This window comes from Alkalihalobacillus phoenicis (assembly GCF_047302405.1).
Lineage (GTDB): Bacteria > Bacillota > Bacilli > Bacillales > Bacillaceae_D > Alkalihalobacillus.
The window spans coordinates 1,124,237-1,144,514 of record NZ_CP154853.1 but is presented as its reverse complement, the minus strand read 5'-3'; the positions used below and the strand labels follow the sequence as shown (position 1 = coordinate 1,144,514).

Annotated in this window: 18 protein-coding genes; 1 reads left to right on the top strand and 17 read right to left on the bottom strand. The window is 39.0% G+C overall.

The window, feature by feature from the left end:
• Positions 1-3 precede the first annotated feature (3 nt).
• The 3 genes from sdaAB to AA0017_RS05320 form a co-directional block, all read right to left on the bottom strand.
• The gene (gene sdaAB, locus AA0017_RS05330) at positions 4-666 is read right to left on the bottom strand and encodes an L-serine ammonia-lyase, iron-sulfur-dependent subunit beta (protein WP_413380058.1); all 663 of its coding nucleotides are present in this window, start codon (positions 664-666) and stop codon (positions 4-6) included.
• Positions 667-914: 248 nt separating this feature from the next.
• Complete coding sequence (locus AA0017_RS05325; protein ID WP_413380057.1) at positions 915-2,600, bottom strand: DAK2 domain-containing protein; 1,686 nt, start codon at positions 2,598-2,600, stop codon at positions 915-917.
• A 23-nt stretch (positions 2,601-2,623) separates the two neighbouring features.
• A complete protein-coding gene (locus tag AA0017_RS05320; protein ID WP_413380056.1) occupies positions 2,624-2,986 on the bottom strand; it encodes an Asp23/Gls24 family envelope stress response protein in 363 nt (120 codons plus the stop codon).
• A gap of 225 nt (positions 2,987-3,211) precedes the next feature.
• Here AA0017_RS05320 and rpmB point away from each other — a divergent pair, with 225 nt between their 5' ends.
• Positions 3,212-3,400 carry a 50S ribosomal protein L28 gene (gene rpmB, locus AA0017_RS05315; protein ID WP_003322683.1) on the top strand — a complete coding sequence of 63 codons (189 nt, stop codon included), beginning with the start codon at positions 3,212-3,214 and terminating at the stop codon, positions 3,398-3,400.
• 161 nt (positions 3,401-3,561) lie between these two features.
• Here rpmB and spoVM read toward each other — a convergent pair whose 3' ends face one another.
• The 14 genes from spoVM to AA0017_RS05245 form a co-directional block, all read right to left on the bottom strand.
• A complete protein-coding gene (gene spoVM / locus AA0017_RS05310) occupies positions 3,562-3,642 on the bottom strand; it encodes a stage V sporulation protein SpoVM (protein WP_413382396.1) in 81 nt (26 codons plus the stop codon).
• A gap of 860 nt (positions 3,643-4,502) precedes the next feature.
• On the bottom strand, positions 4,503-5,150 hold the full coding sequence (gene rpe, locus AA0017_RS05305; protein ID WP_413380055.1) for a ribulose-phosphate 3-epimerase: 648 nt from the start codon (positions 5,148-5,150) through the stop codon (positions 4,503-4,505).
• Positions 5,147-6,034, bottom strand: coding sequence for a ribosome small subunit-dependent GTPase A (rsgA, locus tag AA0017_RS05300; RefSeq protein ID WP_413380054.1), 888 nt, complete (start codon positions 6,032-6,034; stop codon positions 5,147-5,149). Before rsgA ends, rpe begins: the two co-directional genes overlap by 4 nt.
• Before the next feature lie 42 nt (positions 6,035-6,076).
• Entirely contained in the window at positions 6,077-8,143 is a 2,067-nt protein-coding gene (gene pknB, locus AA0017_RS05295; RefSeq protein ID WP_413382393.1) for a Stk1 family PASTA domain-containing Ser/Thr kinase, read from the bottom strand.
• 5 nt (positions 8,144-8,148) lie between these two features.
• Positions 8,149-8,907 (bottom strand): Stp1/IreP family PP2C-type Ser/Thr phosphatase, encoded by a 759-nt coding sequence (locus AA0017_RS05290; protein ID WP_413380053.1) that lies wholly within the window; start codon positions 8,905-8,907, stop codon positions 8,149-8,151.
• 45 nt (positions 8,908-8,952) lie between these two features.
• Positions 8,953-10,299 carry a 16S rRNA (cytosine(967)-C(5))-methyltransferase RsmB gene (gene rsmB / locus AA0017_RS05285; protein WP_413380052.1) on the bottom strand — a complete coding sequence of 449 codons (1,347 nt, stop codon included), beginning with the start codon at positions 10,297-10,299 and terminating at the stop codon, positions 8,953-8,955.
• Positions 10,300-11,232 (bottom strand): methionyl-tRNA formyltransferase, encoded by a 933-nt coding sequence (fmt, locus tag AA0017_RS05280; RefSeq protein ID WP_413380051.1) that lies wholly within the window; start codon positions 11,230-11,232, stop codon positions 10,300-10,302. It abuts the gene before it with no gap.
• A gap of 19 nt (positions 11,233-11,251) precedes the next feature.
• Positions 11,252-13,663 (bottom strand): primosomal protein N', encoded by a 2,412-nt coding sequence (priA, locus tag AA0017_RS05275; protein ID WP_413380050.1) that lies wholly within the window; start codon positions 13,661-13,663, stop codon positions 11,252-11,254.
• A complete protein-coding gene (gene coaBC / locus AA0017_RS05270; RefSeq protein ID WP_413380049.1) occupies positions 13,660-14,880 on the bottom strand; it encodes a bifunctional phosphopantothenoylcysteine decarboxylase/phosphopantothenate--cysteine ligase CoaBC in 1,221 nt (406 codons plus the stop codon). Before coaBC ends, priA begins: the two co-directional genes overlap by 4 nt.
• A gap of 89 nt (positions 14,881-14,969) precedes the next feature.
• Complete coding sequence (gene rpoZ / locus AA0017_RS05265; protein WP_413380048.1) at positions 14,970-15,191, bottom strand: DNA-directed RNA polymerase subunit omega; 222 nt, start codon at positions 15,189-15,191, stop codon at positions 14,970-14,972.
• Between the two features lies 1 nt (position 15,192).
• Entirely contained in the window at positions 15,193-15,807 is a 615-nt protein-coding gene (gene gmk / locus AA0017_RS05260; protein ID WP_413380047.1) for a guanylate kinase, read from the bottom strand.
• 53 nt (positions 15,808-15,860) lie between these two features.
• Positions 15,861-16,124, bottom strand: coding sequence for an extracellular matrix/biofilm regulator RemA (gene remA / locus AA0017_RS05255; RefSeq protein ID WP_003320791.1), 264 nt, complete (start codon positions 16,122-16,124; stop codon positions 15,861-15,863).
• 93 nt (positions 16,125-16,217) lie between these two features.
• The gene (locus AA0017_RS05250) at positions 16,218-17,102 is read right to left on the bottom strand and encodes a YicC/YloC family endoribonuclease (protein WP_413380046.1); all 885 of its coding nucleotides are present in this window, start codon (positions 17,100-17,102) and stop codon (positions 16,218-16,220) included.
• A 430-nt stretch (positions 17,103-17,532) separates the two neighbouring features.
• Entirely contained in the window at positions 17,533-20,268 is a 2,736-nt protein-coding gene (locus AA0017_RS05245; RefSeq protein WP_413380045.1) for a calcium-translocating P-type ATPase, SERCA-type, read from the bottom strand.
• Positions 20,269-20,278: the final 10 nt, after the last annotated feature.

Here is a 20,278-nt window from a genome sequence, read left to right as displayed (position 1 = left end):
AAATTACTCATGTATTTTTGTCACATGGACGATATGTGGTAATTTATTTAACTCATTTAATACAGTCTCTTCTACATTCTGGTCGACTTCAATGACCATTAAGGCTTCCTGACCTTTTTCTTTCCGAGATACTTCCATATGACCGATATTCATTTGTTGGTTTGCTAAAACATTCGCAACAGCCGCTATAACACCAGAACGGTCATTATGCACAACAAGAATGGCTGGGTGATTTCCTGATAGTTTTAAGGCAAAGCCATTTAATTCAATAACTTCTATTTTCCCACCACCAATAGAAATTCCAACGAGTTCAATTCTTTCATTCTCTTTTTCTAAAACTACTTTTACCGTATTCGGATGATCCGTTTTGGCTTCTTCTTCAATAAATTCTATGTCCATTCCGTTGCTTTCGGCTAATTTAATCGCCTCTGGCAACCGTAAATCATCTGTTTCAAAATCTAAAACACCAGCCACTAAAGCAACATCAGTACCATGCCCTTTATATGTTTTGGCAAAAGAACCGTATAAGTAAAAGCTCGCTTTTTTTGGTTCCTGACCAAATAATGTTCTCGCTACTTTCCCAATTCTTGCAGCACCAGCTGTATGAGAGCTTGATGGTCCAACCATGACTGGGCCGATAATATCAAAAACCGTGCGATACTTCATAAGCAAATTCTCCTTTTAAGTTATTTCTTTAATTTCTATATTAATAAAACGAATTTGTTCTATTTTCACTTCCCCCCTATCTTAGCATGAAAAGGATAAAAGGTTAACTATTCTACGTTTTTAATCAAAAAAATTAGAAGGCTACTATCAATTTTTTTCTAATTCCTAGCATCTATAACTAGACATAAAAAAGCCACCTATCCTAATGATAAGGTAGCTTTTCGTCTCATTTTTTACTCTTTACCTTATTACTCTACTGAGATAATAAATGAGTATAACGGCTGATCGCCTTTATGCAAGTCAATCTCAACATCTGGATAGGTCTCTTCGATATAATCTTGAATAGATGCAGATTCTTCCTCTGTCGCATCTTCCCCTTGAAGAATCGTCACGATCTCACTTTCTTCATCGATCATGTTATCCATTAATTGTTTTGTGACCGCGATTTTATCCACACCAGCACTGACAATTTTCTTTTCAGAAATCCCCATAAAATCATCTTTTTTGATGTCAATTCCATCCATCGCTGTATCACGAACCGCAAAAGTAACTTGTCCAGATTTAATCTGAGACATCGCTGATTCCATCATATCAGCATTTTCATTTAAACCTTGGTTTGGATTAAACGCGAGTAAGGCAGCTAATCCTTGTGGAACCGTTTTTGACTTCACAACTGAAACATTTTCTGACACAACTTCAGCTGCTTGTTCCGCCGCCATAATAATATTGCTATTATTAGGTAAAATAATGATATTTTTAGCATTAACCTCGCCAATCGCCTTCACGATATCCTCGGTACTTGGATTCATCGTTTGGCCACCTTCAATGACAACGCCAGCTCCTAATCCTTTAAAGAGCTTACCAATTCCCGCGCCCATTGTAACGGTAATAATACCAAATTCACTTTTTTCTTTCGGTGTCTGTTCTGAAGAAGGCTTTTCATCATAAACGGGATGAGCATCTTCTAGAAGGCTCGTATGCTGTTCACGCATGTTTTCAATTTTAATGTGAATCATTTCACCAAAAACTTGAGCTCTTGACAACACTTCACCAGGTGTTTCAGCGTGAATATGTACTTTTAAAAGATCTTCATCTGAAACGACTAATAAAGAATCACCAATTTCACTCAAATTTTTACGAAATGCTTCTTCATTATAAGGAGTTTCTTTTAATTTCTCCTCCTCAAACCGAACCATTACTTCTGTACAGTATCCATAAACAATATCTTCAGTCGCCATGTGACTTTGTGCGTGATGCTCTACTTTAATTAACGTATCCATTTGATTGGATTCTTCCGTAAATTGTTCGCTCACTTCTCCTCCACGTAAAATCGCAAGGAAACCTTCATAAATATAAAGCAACCCTTGTCCACCAGAATCTACCACACCTACTTCTTTAAGAACAGGTAATAAATCTGGCGTACGTTTAAGTGAAGCCTGACCTTCTTTTACGACTTCTTCCATTACTTTTAAAACGTCTGTTTCATTTTGAGCGATCACAGTTGCTTGTTTAGCAGCATCTTTTGCTACTGTTAAAATCGTTCCTTCAACTGGTTTCATGACAGCTTTATAAGCCGTTTCCACACCACGCTCTAATGCTTCAGCAAATTCTGTAGCATTAATTTCTTTTTTTCCTTCCACTGCTTTTGAAAAGCCTCGGAATAATTGCGATAGAATAACACCAGAGTTTCCACGTGCCCCCATAAGTAATCCTTTGGCAAAAGCAGCTGAGACTTTCCCTGCATCGGCATTTCCTTGTTGTTTCACTTCTTTTACACCTGAAGTGATGGAAAGGTTCATATTCGTTCCTGTATCCCCATCTGGGACAGGAAAGACATTAAGTGAATCTACAATTTTCACATGGCGCGACAATTGGCCGGCCCCTTCAATAAACATTTGAGCCAGCTTTTGACCTTCAATCTGTTTTAATGACACTGACATTTCCTCCTTAACAGCACCTACGGATTCGTGACCCGAACTCCTTGAACAAAAATATTCACGGAATCCACATCAAGACCTAACATTTGTTCTAATTGGTATTTTACTTTTGTTTGAACATTATAAGCTACTTCAGAAATTTTCGTACCGTAACTTACAATGATATACATATCAATATGAATTTGTTCTTCCTGTTCACGAATGACAACACCGCGGCGGAAGTTCTCTTTTCCTAATAATTCACTTAACCCATCTTTAATTTGTTTTTGTGAAGCCATTCCTACAATTCCGTAACAATCTACAGCCGCTCCACCTGCAATTGTCGCGACAACCTCTGTTGAAACATCTACAACACCTAGTTGAGTTTTCATTTCGATAGACAATTTACATTCCTCCTTATGTTAGCCAACGACTTTTTGGGTTACTGCCATTTTACTATAATCGAGGTATTTTTAAAAGTGCTTTTGGAAGCGTAACATATTCTTAGTGTCAAGTCCATTTACTTGATCATATTTCTTGAATTCTATTGCATTCTTAAATTGGCTATGCTACTATATTCAAGTATGATTCGGAGGAATTCGTATTGTGTGAATAAGGAGGTGCTTTTCATGGCTCGTAAATGTTATATTACAGGTAAAACAGCTAAGAGTGGTAACAAACGTTCTCACGCTTTAAATAAAACGAAGCGCTCTTGGGGTGTAAACGTACAAAAGGTTCGTATCCTAGTTGACGGTAAACCTAAACGTGTATACGTATCAACACGTGCACTTAAGTCTGGTAAAGTAGAACGCGTTTAATTGAAAAAAGCGAAGGCATTCAAAAAGAAGTGAGAAAAAAATCGAATTGATTTTTCTCGAACTTCTAATGCCTTTAGCTGGATTAAAAAAACGAAGGCAACTGCTTACATAGCATAGCTGAATGAAAAAACAAAAAAGCACCGGACTTCGGTGCTTTTTTGTTATCCTTTTTTAAAAGAGCTAAGAACGACCCGCACAAATCCACCTAAAAATTTCGGTAGCTTGATTGTGTAGAATTTCATAAATCCTCCTCCTCAAACTTAAATGACCACCAATTGTTTTGCGAGTTAATATCAAATAGGCCATCGTAAAATTCCGTTCCAAAAGCAATTCCCCTAAGTTTAACAAGTGAAAAAAATACTAGCTAATGAAGCATCTCAATAAATAGATAATCGCAAAAAGGGCATTAAACCGACCTCAGCAATAAACAATACACACTCACTTCTACTAGTATATTCACCACCAATAAACTATTCCTCTTTTTTCAATAACGTGAAACAAAAACTAAAAACAAAAGGAATTCACTTTTCTTTACAATCAAGCTTATGCCAAAAAAACGAGTTTATGACATTAAAAGCGGAGAGCGTTTGCTCAAGAGTGAGAAAAAATACAGGGCTGGCTAAAAAAGTCGCTTTTTGACTTTTATAGACAGACCGATTTTTCTCGAACTCTTAACGCTCGCAGCTGGATACATTAAAAGCGGAGAATGGCGTTTAGGAGCGAGGAAAAATAAGGACAGCCATGGAAGTCGCTTTTTGACTTCCTAAGGATGGACGATTTTTCCCGAACTCCTGCCATTCGCAGCTAGATACATTAAAAGCGGAGAGCGTTTGCTCAAGAGTGAGAAAAAATACAGGACCTACTTAGTTTATTCGCACTCTAATTCCGCCAACACCGCTTTTTCATTACTTATCCCACCTTATTCGTACCCTAATTCCGCCAACACGGCTTTTTCATTACCTATCCCATCTTATGATCCTACCCTCCAACTCACGGCTTTCATTACCTATCCCATTAACCCTTAACTCCCCCTCAACAAACTTAACCGAAAATAAAAAGAGCCTAACATCACATTAGACTCTTTGTTTCTTTTCATTCTATTTTATTCACCACGGATGGCCTTTATGGCTTGGCCGCGGTCAGCTTGATTATAAATGGCGGATCCGGCAACGAGTACATTGGCTCCTGCCTCTACACATAGCTTAGCGGTTTCTGGATTGACGCCACCATCGACTTCAATATCAAGAGATAAATTGAATTTATCCGCTAAATTCTTCACTTCGGTAATTTTCGGTAACACGGATTCAATAAACGATTGACCACCAAAACCTGGATTAACAGTCATTAATAAAACGAGCGAAACGTCCTTAATAATAGGCTCAATCGCACTGACAGGAGTTGCTGGGTTAATGACAACACCAGGTTTTACACCGTGCTCTTTAATTAAATGAATCGTCCGGTGTAAGTGCGGGCAGGCCTCCACATGAACGGAAATGATATCGGCACCAGCCTTGGCAAATGCTTCAATATATAAGTCAGGATTTTCGATCATTAAATGAACATCCAATGGTAAATTCGTGACTGGTCGAATCGATTCGACCACAAGAGGACCGATGGTGATATTCGGCACAAAATGACCATCCATGACATCGACATGAATATAATCGGCCCCTCCTTGTTCTACTTCTTTAATGTCTTTAGCTAATTTTGCAAAATCAGCTGAAAGAATAGAGGGAGCTATTTTTATCATTTGTCGTATCTCCTTTTTTGCGAATTAATTTCTTCTAAAAACTGCAAATAATGTTGATATCGTTGTTCACTTATATCGCCTTTATCTATCGCTTCCTTGACCGCACACTTAGGTTCAGATGTGTGCGTGCAACCACGGAATTTACATTGATTTAACCGAGCAAGCATTTCTGGAAAGTACTCACTTAAATCCTCTGCTTCTATCTGAACGAAATCAAGAGAGCTAAAGCCGGGCGTATCGGCAATTAATCCTTGCCCAACTGGAATCAATTCAACATGGCGTGTCGTATGTTTCCCTCTCCCTAAATGGGTCGATATTTGATTCGTTTCTATATCAAGCTCCGGTTTTAGTACATTTAAAAGCGATGATTTACCAACACCAGACTGCCCTGCTACAACCGAAATTCTCTGCTCAATAAAAGGTAATAACTTTTCGATTGAATCTTCTTCATTTGTCGTCGTTAAGATAACTTGATAACCTAACTGTTGATAAACCGCTTGATATTGACTGATTTTATCCATCTGCTCTTCGGTTAATAAATCAATTTTGCTAATAATTATTAATGGTTCAATTTGATTCGATTCAATATGAACTAAAAACCTGTCGAGAAGGGCTGGACTAAAATCTGGTTCTAATGCTGAGAAAACAAGGAGCGCTTGGTCTACATTAGCAATCGGCGGGCGTATTAGTTCATTTTTGCGTTCGGCAACGTCTAAAATATAGCCATCTGTTTTGTTCTCTGCTTCATATTCCACGGTATCTCCAACAAGTGGTTTAATGCCTCGATTACGAAAATTACCTCGTCCTCGACATTGAATCAGCTCACCATCTGCTTGAACATAATAAAACCCACTTAAAGCTTTCATAATCTTACCTGTTGCCATGTAAACCCTCCATTTGTTTTCTCACAAAATTGATTTTATCTTTTAATCAGAAAAGACATACGTCCCAGACATTTCTTCATCTAATTCACCATTCACATATGTTTCGATAATCGCATCATAACTTTGACTCGCATAAATATCGATTAAATACTCCTCGGTACTCGTAATTTGTTCTTCTATTTCTACTCGCTCTTCACCATTTGAAACGGCATCACGAACGACAATTCGAATGTCAAAGGCCGTGCCCTCTAATTCTTCAGGAATTTCTGGCTTTATATTTATCCTGAACCTTTGAGTAGGCTCCTCTTGTTCTTCATCCGGCTCTTCTTCATCCGGATCTGGCTCCTCAGTAGCTTCTGGCCCTTTGGAAATAACAACTCGGACGGTATCACCAGGTAATAGATTAGAATACGCATCTGGTGAGTAGCTAATTACATAGTTCTCTTCAATATTCATATGAAAGTCTTCTCGGAAATCGGCTTTTAAACCTTGCTCATCAAAGTAGTTCTCCACTTCATCTTTTGTCATACCATCAAGAGGCTGTAAGCGGAAGCGAGAATCGACACTATAAGTTAAAACGACCGTCGTCTCTTCTGGGACAACGGATTCCCCTGATTCTGGTGTTTGCGTTAAGACAATCCCTGGTGTTTGTGTACTTTCGACTTCCTCTGTTTCTACTTGAAAACCTAAATCTCTTAATTCACGGGATGCTCGTTCAATTGGATCACCAATGACACTAGGAATCACAACTTCTTCAGCGGTTAATAAAACATACAAGTGAACGATAGCTCCTTCTTTAACAATGGAGCCTGGATTCGGACGCTGTCTCGTAACTTGATCAGCCTCAAATTCATCTTCTTCCGTCAATTCATCACTTGTCACATTATGCCTTTGCGGCTCTAAATTCAAACGTTCTAATCTCTCTTCTGCTTCCTCAAAACTCATCCCAACAAAATCAATGACTTCCACTTCATCGACTTTAAATAATCCGGGCATAAGGGCGAAGGTTGCAATACCTGCTCCAAGTAACACGAGCAACGTGATTAGTGAGATCATTAACCACTTTTTTGTTTTGCTTTTTTTCTTCTTTTTCTTGCTCTCTTTCTTTTGTTCAGGTTCTGGATTATCCTTCGCATTTGCTGCAGTCATTCCATCACTTTTCGTTTTGGTTGGTGAAGCTTCAATCGTATGACTTAAATCTTCCTGATCCCCTAATGATTTAATAATCGGAATTGCTTTTGTGACTTCATTATCATCATCAGTAAATACATAAGGCTGTTCATTAAGTCGTCCGGGATCAAGAGCTGTTTCTAAGTCATAACGCATCGAACCAATCGACTCGTAACGGTGAAGCGGATCTTTAATCGTTGCCTTTTTAATAATATTTTCAATACTTTGTGGTAACGTAGTGATAATCGCTTTCGCGGATGGAATTTCATTTTGTAAATGTTTGATTGCGATCGAAACCGCCGTATCTCCTGAAAACGGGAGTGTCCCCGTCACCATTTCATATAAAACAATCCCTAATGAATAAATATCTGATTTATATGTAACATGTCCCCCGCGTGCTTGCTCAGGTGATAAATAATGCACAGAACCCATTACTGAATTTGTATGAGTAATCGTTGCCGCACTCATCGCTCTCGCAATTCCAAAATCAGCGACCTTGGCCACTCCATCATCACGAATTAAAATATTATGTGGTTTAATATCACGATGAACGATGTGATTATCATGGGCATGCGAAATCGCACTCAAAATTTGGTCCATTATTTGAATCACTTGTTCTGTTGGCAAAGGACCAACATCTTGAATTAATTCTTTTAATGTTTGACCTTTCACATATTCCATTACGATATAATAGGTATCGCCTTCTTCTCCCACATCGTAAATATTGACGACATTTTCATGAGCTAAACTTGTCGCGGCTTGAGCTTCGCGGCGAAACCTTTTAATAAATTGGTTGTCTCCAGAAAATTGCGGCTGCAGCACTTTTACGGCGACAATCCGATCGAGAATGACATCGAGCGCCAAATAAACATTTGCCATTCCCCCGCCGCCAATCATTTCTTTCACCTCATAGCGACCATTAATTCTTTCTCCAATCATTTTGTTCACCGACCGCTTTCTTCTTTATTCAGAGGGTATTCCACTAATGCAACCGTAATATTGTCTTCTCCGCCGCGCTCATTGGCTAAGTCAACAAGGGCATTTGCTTTTTGCTCTAATGACATTTTTTCATCAATAATTTTGGTTATGTCTGTCGTACTCACTTTATCGGAAAGACCATCTGAACATAACAAAATCAATTCATCCCCTTCAATAAACATCGAACGGACATCAGCACTAATTTCCTTTTCCGTTCCTAATGCTTTTAAGACAACATTACGTCTAGGATGATTTTCTGCTTCCTCTTCTGTAATCTGCCCAGAACGAACTAACTCTTGAACGAGTGAATGATCATTGGTTTTTGCTGAAAAGCCAAATTCATTTTTTATATAAATACGGCTATCACCGATATGGCCTATCGTTACAAATTCCTTCGTACAAATCGCCGCGACAATCGTTGTTCCCATACCATGACATTCCTTATGATTTTCCGAATGCTTGTACAACTTTTGATTGACCGCTTGCACTTGCTCCTTTAACCAATCTTCTGTTTCGTTAATAGAAGTTAGGAGAGGGGAGTTCTGCCAAGCTAATTGAAAAAAATCCTTCGTCATTAAACTAGCCACATCGCCAGCTAAATGCCCACCCATTCCATCAGCAACTAAGGCAAGAACCCCTGTATCATTTACAAAAACTCCACCATTATCCTCATTATGTGTCCGAATTTGTCCGGTATCTGTCTTAAACGTGTAGGCTATTTCCATACGTTACACAATCCCCTTTCTACATCGTTCCTAAAGAGTGCTCCTCTATTTTTTCATCAGACTAGCAATGAAAAAACCATCCGTTTCATAATCATGTGGCAAAATGGTCACAGAACCACCTTTATACCTTTTGGATTGAACAATTTTTTCAGGCAATCTATCTGAAAGAGTGATGTCCCATTGAAATTCTGGATGTGTTTGGATAAAATGCTCAACAATGGCTTCATTCTCTTCTTGATCGATCGTACATGTACTATATACTAAACGTCCACCTTTTTTTAACAAAGGGGCAACCGCTTCTAAAATCATTGCTTGAATTTCGGCAATGTCTTGGATATCACTTTCTTTTTTCGCCCACTTAATATCTGGCTTTCTTCTAATAACTCCAAGACCACTACACGGTGCATCAAGCAATATCGCATCAAATGATTCAACTGGTGTCTTTTGACTAAACGCTCTGACATCGGCTGCAACCACTTCGATCATCGACAAATCTAATCGTTTCGCTTGTTCACGAATGAGCTGGACTTTGTGTTCATGTAAATCAACAGATAAAAGTGTTCCTTCATTATTCATCAGCTCGGCGATATGAGTCGACTTCCCACCTGGTGCAGCACATGAATCTAAGATATGTTCTCCCGCTTTTGGCCCGAGTGCTTTCGCAACAAGCATCGAGCTTTCATCCTGGGCCGTAAACAAACCGGAACGATAGGCATTCGTTTTAAAAGCATTTCCTTCTTCGACAATTAAGGCATCAGAAGAAAGTTCGCCTTTTCGGGTCAAAACTCCTTCTTCTTTTAAAATCTTCGCTAAATCATCTTGATTTGTTTTTAACTGATTCACACGAAGCGAAACAACTGGTGGTTTTAAGCTCATCTTCATCATTTCCCTTGTTTCTTCTTCGCCGTAAGTAGTTAACCACCGTCTAACCAACCACTTTGGAAAACTATATTCAAAAGCAAGCCGTTTCGTTTGATTCGTTACTTTCTCAAATGAAGGAACTCCTTCACGTTGCACAGAGCGTAAAATCCCATTCACTAATGAGGCCGTACCATCATGCCCACGCTTTTTTGCGATCGTCACAGCCTCATGAATGACCGCTCTTTCTGGAACTCGCTCTAAATACACCAACTGGTAGACAGACATTTGTAACAGAGTCTTCACCCATGGCTCTAAACTTTCAAGACCTTTTTTAACAAAAGGGGTTAAGAAAAACGTTAAAGTAAGTTTGCGTTGCACGGTTCCATAAACAAGCTCTGTCAACAGCCCAACATCTCGTTTTTCGATCTCTCCATTATTAATCGTTTGATTTAACAGGAGATTACTATAGGCCTGTTCTTTTTCAATTTGAATTAAAATTTGTAAGGCGACTTCTCGCACATTTTTACTCATTTATGAATCTCCTAGCTTTTGGCCAACCACAACATTTGCTCCACGTATAAATTGGGATACTTCCATTCTTTTTTTACCTGAGGGTTGGATTTCGGTTAATTTTAAGGCGGTCTCATTGCCAGTTGCTACAATTAAACCATTTTCTTCTACTTTAATGACTTCTCCACTTGGGCCCGGTTGATTGGCCACTTTTTCTGCCCACCATACTTTTAAAGGTTTTCCTTCAAAACTTGTATAGGCAACAGGCCATGGATGCAGACCACGTACTTGGTTATAAAGCTCCTCACCCGTTTTCGTCCAATCTAGCTTTTCCATTTCACGTGAAATATTTCGAGCAAACGTCGCTTCTTTATCATTCTGAGCGATTGGTGTTACCTTTTGTTCCAGTAAAGCCGGAATCGTTTCCATTAATAGCTTCGCACCAGCAACGCTTAATTTATCATGAACAGTCCCAACATGATCCGCTTCTTCTATCGGTACTTTTACTTGAGTTAAAATATCACCCGCATCTAGCTTTTCAACCATATACATAATCGTCACACCCGTTTCCGATTCACCATCGATGATCGATTGATGAATAGGCGCACCACCACGATATTTTGGTAATAAGGAGGCATGAACATTAATACAGCCTAATTGCGGAAACTCTAATAAAGCTTTTGGCAATATTTGTCCGTATGCAGCCGTTACAATTAAATCTGGCTTATAAGAAAACAAACGCTCTAATTCGGCCTCTTCCCTCACTTTTTCCGGTTGAAGCACAGGGATATTTAATTTCTCCGCTGCTACTTTTACTGGAGGAGGTGTTAACACCTTTTTACGACCGACTGGACGATCAGGCTGGGTCACAACGGCTACTACCTCATACTTTTCTGCTAATTGTGTAAGAACTGGAACTGAAAAATCAGGGGTTCCCATAAAAACGATTTTCATCTACTCACTGCCTTTCAACTTACATAAATAAAAACGGATTTAAGTCAATTTGAATTTGCAAAGTACCTTGATTCGTTTCTTTCATATAATGCTCTTGAATTTCTCTTAACGTGCGTTCTAGTTTAGGTTCATTTTTGTATTTTATCACGCATTGATAACGATATCTATCTTTAAGCCGTGCGAGTGGCGAGACGACTGGACCAAGAATAATACTTGTAGAATGTAGTTCCCTTTTTAAAAACTGAGCAATTTTTTCACTAACGGAAATGACCTTTGTTAATTCTGGATCCGATATGTTTACTAAAGCCATAAAATAGTAAGGTGGATAACCAGCTCGCTTGCGATTATTCATTTCCATTTGAAAAAAACGTTCATAGTCATGGGATTGGACCAGCTCAATGCTATAGTGTTCGGGCGTATATGTTTGGATATACACTTCACCAGGTAACTCATGACGACCGGCACGTCCACTCACTTGTTCCATTAGTTGAAATGTTCTTTCTGCCGAGCGAAAGTCAGGGATATGTAGCATTGAATCGGCCGCTAATACACCAACTAATGTAATCGACGGAAAATCAAGCCCTTTAGCGATCATTTGCGTCCCTAACAAAATATCGGCTTCTTTACGACCAAATGCCTCAAGTAGTCGTCCGTGCGACCCTTTTCTTGAGGTTGTGTCTACATCCATTCTTATCACTTTCGCTTCCGGTAATACTTTCGTAAGTTCTTCTTCGACTTTTTGTGTACCTGAGCCAAAAAAACGAATATGTTCACTTTGACATGAATGGCACGTCGTTGGCATCGCTTGTTCATCCCCACAATAATGGCATTTTAAACGATGTTGATGGCGATGATACGTAAAAGAAACGTCACAATGCTCACATGTCGCCACATAGCCACAATCACGACACATTACAAAAGTAGAATGACCACGACGATTCAAAAAGAGAACGATTTGTTCCTTCTTTTCTAATCGCTCTTTCATCTTTTCCATTAACTGTGAAGAAAACATCGAGCGATTTCCACTTCTTAATTCTTCTCGCATATCAACGACTTCGACGGAAGGAAGTGCTCGTGCGTTCACTCGTTCTAACAAAGTAAGTAATGTATAAATCCCTTTTTGGGCACGAGCATACGACTCTAAAGAAGGGGTCGCACTTCCTAAAATAATAGGACATCGGTGTTGCTCTCCACGATAGATCGCTACATCCCTCGCATGGTAACGTGGATTGTCTTCCTGCTTATAACTCGTTTCATGCTCTTCATCAATGATAATAAGACCAAGGTTTTGAAAAGGAGCAAATACAGCAGAACGGGCTCCAACGACCACTTTGACTTCCTGTCGTTGAATTTTTCTCCATTCATCTAACTTTTCTCCAGCTGATAAACCTGAATGGAGGACGGCCACAAGGTCTCCAAACCGCCCTTTAAATCGCTCGACCATTTGTGGGGTAAGAGAGATTTCAGGGACGAGCATAATCGCCTCTTTCCCTTCCTCTAACCCTTTTGCAATCGCCTGTAAATAAATTTCCGTCTTACCACTTCCGGTCACACCATGTAATAAAAAAGTTTCCGACCGAGCATGCGCCATTGCCGAGGCAATTGGACTTAACACTTCTGTTTGTTTTGGCGTAAGCATCAGTGGCTGAGACGGTTGAATCATTAACTCGGCCATTGCCTCTCGGTACACTTCTTCTTCCGTTTCTATTACATATTTTTTGTCAATTAAGGCTTGCAGTGTGGAGCGTGTCGTTTGTAGAACTTTCAGTAATTCAGTGCTTTGAATCGCTTTCTGATGGTTCACTAAAAAATCGATCATTTCATGTTGTTTTTTGGCTCGTGATGGAATTTCCGCCTTTATTTGTGCAATATTTTCTATCGCACGGTTTAATACCACAAACCTTACTTTTTTTTGTTTCGCTTTTTCAATTAATAAAAAATGCTCGGTCAGTTTTCCTTCAAGTAACAAGGTTTGGATTTCAATCTTTTCTTTTTTAGCTAATGTTTGCACTTCTTCAAAAGGGATTCGGTCCTTTTCTGCAAATAAAGCTTGTACAAAAAAGGGAAGTTCTAATTTATTTGTATTAAGCCTTATTTCTTTTTTCACTTTTGTTTTTAAGGCGGCCGGGAGCATCACTTGATAGGCTGAAATTTGGTAACTTAATGTTTTTACAGCTAGCCACTTGCCTAACTCCATCAATTCAGTGGTCAAAACCGGACTTGTATCTTGTAGCTCACTAATCGACTTGATTTGTTTAAAATCTGAATGCTCGGTTAGTTCGACGATAAAACCTTGTACTTTCCTCGGACCAAAGGGAACAATCACTCTCATTCCTGGTCGAATGAAGGCTTGCCATTGCTCCGGTACTTTGTAATCAAACATTCGATCAGTTTGAGCACTTGGCACATCGACAATGATTTTGGCAATCATAAAGACAAATTCCTTTGTTCATATTTTTCAATTTCATTCAAAAGGGAATCCGCAATTTCTGATTTTTGAGCCTTTGGTACTTTTATGACTTGCCCGTCTTTTGTATAAATCATAACCTCGTTTGTATCTCCTTTAAAACCGGCCCCTTCTTGACTAATGTCATTTGCAACAATTAAATCAAGATGTTTTCTTTCAAGTTTACCGAGAGCATTTTGTTCAATATTTTCTGTTTCAGCTGCAAAACCGACTAAAATTTGCTTTTGTTTTCTCGCTCCAAGCGTCGCTAAAATATCCTTTGTTCGGTCCATTTCAATCGCCCAAGCACCTGGTTCTTTTTTTCGCTTTTGTGTATATGTTACCGCTGGTCGATAATCGGCAACAGCCGCTGACTTAATGACAATATCTGCCTCATCATATAAAGAGGTCACTGCTTCGTACATCTCTTCCGCTGATTCTATATGTATCGTTTTAATTCCTACTGGAGCACTTAGGTTGGTAGGCCCACTTACTAATGTTACGTCAGCCCCTCTTAAATAGGCCGCATGAGCGATTGCATAACCCATTTTACCTGAAGAATGATTTGTGAAATAACGAACTGGGTCAATTTTTTCTTGAGTCGGTCCTGCTGAGATAACCACTTTTTTTCCTCTCAACGAACGATTCTCTCTTTCTTTTCTTGTAAAGAATAAATCTAAAAAGGTAACGATTTCCTCTGGTTCAGCAAGTCGTCCTTTACCGATCCAACCACATGCTAAATAACCAGCATTAGCATCAATGAATTCGACCCCATCGTCTATTAATTGCTGCATATTTCGTTGAACGGCTTGATGCTCGTACATATTAACATTCATCGCTGGAGCCACAAAAATAGGAGCTTTAGTCGCAAGCAAGGTCGTTGATAACATATCATCCGCTAAACCATTGGCTAATTTACCAATAATATTGGCAGTTGCAGGAGCAACCACAAAGACATCGGCCCAATCTGCCAATTCAATATGGGCAATTTTACTTGGGTCCGGCTCAACAAATGTATTCGTATAAACAGGTTCTCTTGAGAGAGCTTGAAAAGTCAAAGGAGTCACAAATTGAGTAGCTGATTCTGTTAAGATGACTTTTACTTTTGCACCTGCTTGAACTAATTTGCTCGTTAGTGCCGCTGCTTTATAAGCGGCAATTCCACCACTTACCCCTAATACGATTTTTTTATCCTTTAACATTCTATCACCTCATTACATAAACTTTATGAACCTTAATAAAAGATAAGAAAGCAACCTATTTTTGTTTGAAAAATAGGTTGCTTTGACTTTTATTCTTGTTCGTCTAGTGATTCAACTCGTTCATAACGTAGATGTTTTTCTATAATTTCCTCTAAAGCTAGACCTACTTGCTTATAAGAATGTGGGTTTTCAACAAGGGGACCCCTCGCGACATCCTCTTTCATTTCACGAGCACGTTTTGCAGATACTGTCACTAGCGTGTATTTTGAATCTAATATGTCCATTAAGGAATCAATAGAAGGATATAACATATTATTTGACCTCCACTAACTGTTTATATTTTTCAAAAAGTCGTTCTCTTTTGCAATGTTCTGCTGTCACAATCGCTTTAATTCGCTCAACCGCTAAATGAACTTCATCATTTTCGACGACGTAATCATAGCGCTTCATCATTTCAATTTCTTCCTTCGCCACGGTCATTCGTTTATTGATCACATCTTCCGTTTCTGTACCGCGTCCGACAATACGATTCCTGAGTTCAGCTAAGCTTGGTGGCATTAAGAAAATAAAAATACCTTCTGGAAAGCGATCACGAACTTTCCAAGCTCCTTGGACTTCGATCTCAAGAATAATATCTTGCCCATTTTCGATTGTTTCACGAACATAATCAATCGGGGTTCCATAGTAATTGCCAACATATTCTGCCCATTCAAGCAATTGGTCGTTTTCAATCATTCCTTTAAATTCATCTTTTGATTTAAAAAAATAATTAACACCTTCGACTTCCCCTTTTCTTGGCTGGCGTGTCGTCGCTGAGACTGAATACTGGATTCCGGTTTGCTCATTTCTCAGAGCCCCACAAACCGTGCCTTTTCCTACGCCCGCAGGTCCTGACAAAACGATTAATAAACCTTTTTCCTTTTCCATTGAAACCTCCTACTATTCATAAGAAAGCTAATTGCTTCTCAAATTCCAAACATTTAAGCTTCTTCTGTACCGTCCTCTTTGGTAGATAATCTTTGTGCCACTGTTTCTGGCTGAACAGCACTTAAAATAACGTGGTCACTATCGGCAATAATGACGGCACGTGTTCTTCGTCCGTATGTCGCATCAATTAACATATTCCGGTCACGAGCATCTTGTATAATTCTTTTGATTGGTGCTGATTCTGGGCTAACAATTGATATAATACGATTTGCTGATACGATGTTTCCGAATCCAATGTTAATTAATTTGATATTCATGCTCGATTCCCCCACTTAAGAAGAGACTACTACTCTCATCATTTTTATCCAAACTAATGTTACTATATACGAAAATGCGTTCGAATTCTAGCATTATTCTACATTTTGTACTTGTTCCTTCAGTTTTTCAATGATACTTTTTTGGACAACGACATGTTGTTTAATCCGTAAATCCGTCACTTTTGCTCCAATTGTATTGGTTTCTCGATTCATTTCCTGAGCTAAGAAGTCTAACTTTCGTCCAATTGGTATTGTCTCTTGCAAAATCCCTTTAAATTGCTGTTGATGGGAATGAAGACGAGATAATTCTTCGGTGATATCACATTTATCCATGATAATCCCGACCTCTGTAACAATTCGACCCTCATCCAACTGCTGCTCCTCTTTTACCCATTCTTTTAATCGTGCTAACAGCTTCTCTTGTTGGATTTTGCCCATTTCCGGTGCCAACTGCTCCACTTCATGAATCGATTGCAGTAACTCCGTTAATAGCTCTTGAAAATGATGTTCGATTGTTAAACCTTCTCTCATTCTCATTTTATCCAATTGACTTATCGCTTCTTTAACTGTCTGAATGATTTTTTCCTCGACGAACGGGTTATCACTTTCTTGTTCCACCCATTCAACCAGATGCTCATTGTCCATTATCGCTTGAATATTTAACTCAGAATCTGCTTCTGTAAAAGCTTTAATCTCTTTTGCTGTTTCCTTAAATTGTTTTAACAAAGTCCAATCGACCACAAGCTTTTTAGAAACGAGCTCGGTTCCTTCGACTTTTATAAAAACATCTACTTTTCCTCGCTGAACCTTCTCTTTAATTTCTTTACGGATTATCTCTTCAAGAAATAAAAATCGTCTCGGTAAGCGAATATTGCTACATTCAAAAAAACGATGATTAACCGTTCTAATTTCGACATGCACAGTAAATTGTTCATTGGAATAGACCGCTTGTCCGTATCCGGTCATACTTTTTACCATATGTATCACATCCACCCCTTTATTCTACCTAATTTTACTTAGGGCAACAAGTCTTGATTACTAAGTTCACACGCCAATGAAATTATTTATTTATTTTGATAAATTGGAACAGAATATCAAAGAATGATTTTTCGATTTGAACGCTCTGTATTGCCAGAGAAATACACTTAGTTGTTTTAGTCGTGGATGGTGTATATAGCGAAAAAACCTCGACCATTCTCGTTGAAGCCTTAGAATAGAATTGGGTGATTTAGCTTACTCCGCCAGCTGTATACCTTACGCGTTCCGCTGTCTCCGTTTTGGATCATATCGAATCTAACATTACCAAACACATCTCCCCTTCATTGTTCTCTCGATAGCCGAATAAGCCACTATTAAAATCCCCATAAAGTCTGATTCGACTTCATGGGGATTTCCTTTATTCCATGTGTTATGAGTTTGAAAGAGATTCTTCTTTCTTCTCATTCTTTTTAAAAATCTGAAAACCACCGAGAACAACTGTTGGTATAGCTGCCATTCCTAAGACGAGTAACCATTCATGCACATCTAATGCGACGGTATGGAAAATCGTTTGTAATGGTGGGAAGTAAATGACCACTAACATGAGTAGTGTTGATAAAATAACGGCGGCAACTAAATATTTATTTTCAAACGGATTGCGATGATAAACCGAATATTCACTTCGACAATCAAAAACATGAATAAGTTGAGCCATGACTAGCGTAACAAAAGCAACGGTTTGAGCACGAATCAACTCATCTGGATGACCTTGAAGTGTAATCCAGAAGGCCGCGAGTGTAACAACCCCGATCATAAACCCTCTACTAATAATTTTCCAAGCCAAACCACGTGCAAACACCCCTTCAAATTGACTTCTTGGTTTCCGCTTCATGACATCCCCTTCCGCTTGATCCATTCCAAGCGCTAAAGCCGGTAATCCATCTGTCACGAGATTAATCCATAGAATTTGAATAGCGACGAGTGGTAATGGCATTCCAAGTAACATCGCCATTAACATTACCAAAATTTCGCCAACATTAGAAGCGAGCATATAACGAATAAACTTCCGAATGTTTTCGTAAATGTTTCGTCCTTCTTTAATGGCATCCTTAATAGTCGCAAAGTTATCGTCACTTAAAATCAACGATGAAGCTTCTTTGGCGACATCTGTTCCGGCAATCCCCATCGCAATTCCAATATTCGCCGCTTTTATGGCCGGTGCGTCGTTGACTCCATCACCTGTCATCGCCACAACATGGCCTTTCTCTTGCAAGGCTTTGACTATTTTTAATTTATGCTCAGGAGACACTCGAGCATATACATCAACATCGTCCACTACTTCCACTAGTTCTTCCGTCGACATTTTCGACAAATCTTTACCAGTTAAGGACTTACCATATTTGCTCATAATCCCAATTTCTTCGGCAATCGCACAAGCCGTTAATTGGTGATCTCCTGTAATCATAACTGTTTTAATGCCTGCTTCCCGACATTCACGAACAGAATCAATCACTTCAGGCCTTGGCGGATCAATCATTCCTTGTATTCCCACAAGCGTTAAATTACGTTCAGCTTCAAAGGCGGTCTGACATTTCTCTCCTTTATTTAACGGTTTATAAGCAACAGCTATCGTTCGTAAAGCATAGTTTGCCATTTTTGTTAAAGTTGCTTCGACTTCAGCTTTACGTTTTGGGGTTAAAGCTTCCTTATTATTTTGATACATAAGTGAGTTACATTGACTTAAAATGACATCAGGTGCTCCTTTTGTGACGACAAAGCGACGACCACCAGTGTCTTGAACGATCACACTCATCATTTTCCGTGTTGAATCAAATGGAAACTCATGAACCCTTTCAAAGTGTTCTGCCAAGGTTTCCTCATTATAACCGGCTTTCATTCCTGCAACGACTAAAGCCCCTTCTGTCGGATCCCCATCAATCATATAGTTTTTTTCTTCTTTTCGTAGCAATCCTTTTTTATCCGTTTTCTGTACCAGTCTAGCGTTATTACATAACATCGAGTAGCTTAGGAGCTGCATTAAGGCTTTTTCCCGCTTTACATCCACAACTTTCCCGTTAGCACTAAAGTCTCCTTCTGGTGCATAACCATTACCAGATACTTTCCAAGCTTTACCACCACTCCACACTTGTGTAACCGTCATATTATTTTGCGTTAACGTTCCTGTTTTATCTGAGCAAATCACCGTCGCACAACCTAATGTTTCAACTGCAGGCAACTTTCGGACAATGGCTTTACGTTTAATCATTCTTTGTACACCTAAAGCCAAAGCTACGGTTACAATCGCCGGTAGCCCTTCAGGTATAGCCGCTACAGCTAATGAAACCCCTGATAAGAACATCGTATACAAATCATGACCTTGCAACACCCCTGCTAAAACGACCATAGCTGTTAAAATTAAGGCAATGATGATTAGAATTTTTCCAAGCTGTTCTAAACGACGTTGAAGAGGCGTTTCTAACGATTCTGTCGTTTGGAGTAAATGAGCGATTTTTCCCATTTCTGTACTCATCCCAGTCGCAGTAACGACCCCGATTCCATTGCCTTGTGTGACCATCGTTCCCATAAAGGCGATATTTTTTTGATCACCAATTTCAACTGCATCCTTCTCAATCGCGGTCGTTTGCTTTTGCACAGGCACTGATTCACCAGTTAAGGAAGATTCCTCAATGCTTAATCCATTAGCTGAAAAAATTCGAATATCCGCGCCAACACGATCACCACTTTTTAATTTGACGATATCGCCAGGGACAACTTGACTAGAAAGGATTTTTACCCAAATCCCATTTCGTAACACATTCATTTGCGGGGCTGATAATTCTTTTAAAGCGTCCAAAGATTTCTCTGCTTTTCGTTCTTGAACAAATCCTAAAATACCGTTCAATAAGACGATAAACATAATCGTAATCGCATCGATGTATTCACCTAATAAACCCGAAATAAAGGTAGCGACCAATAAAACGAGAACCATAAAATCTTTAAATTGCGAAATAAATAAAGCAAGGCTAGAGATTTTTTTCCCTTCGTCTAATTTATTGGCCCCAAAATGTTTCAAACGTTTGTTTACTTCTTTTTCTGTTAAACCATTTTCATAGTTTGTCCCTAACTCCTTCTCTAATTCTTCTTCTTTTTTTCGATACCAATCCACTTTCTCACCT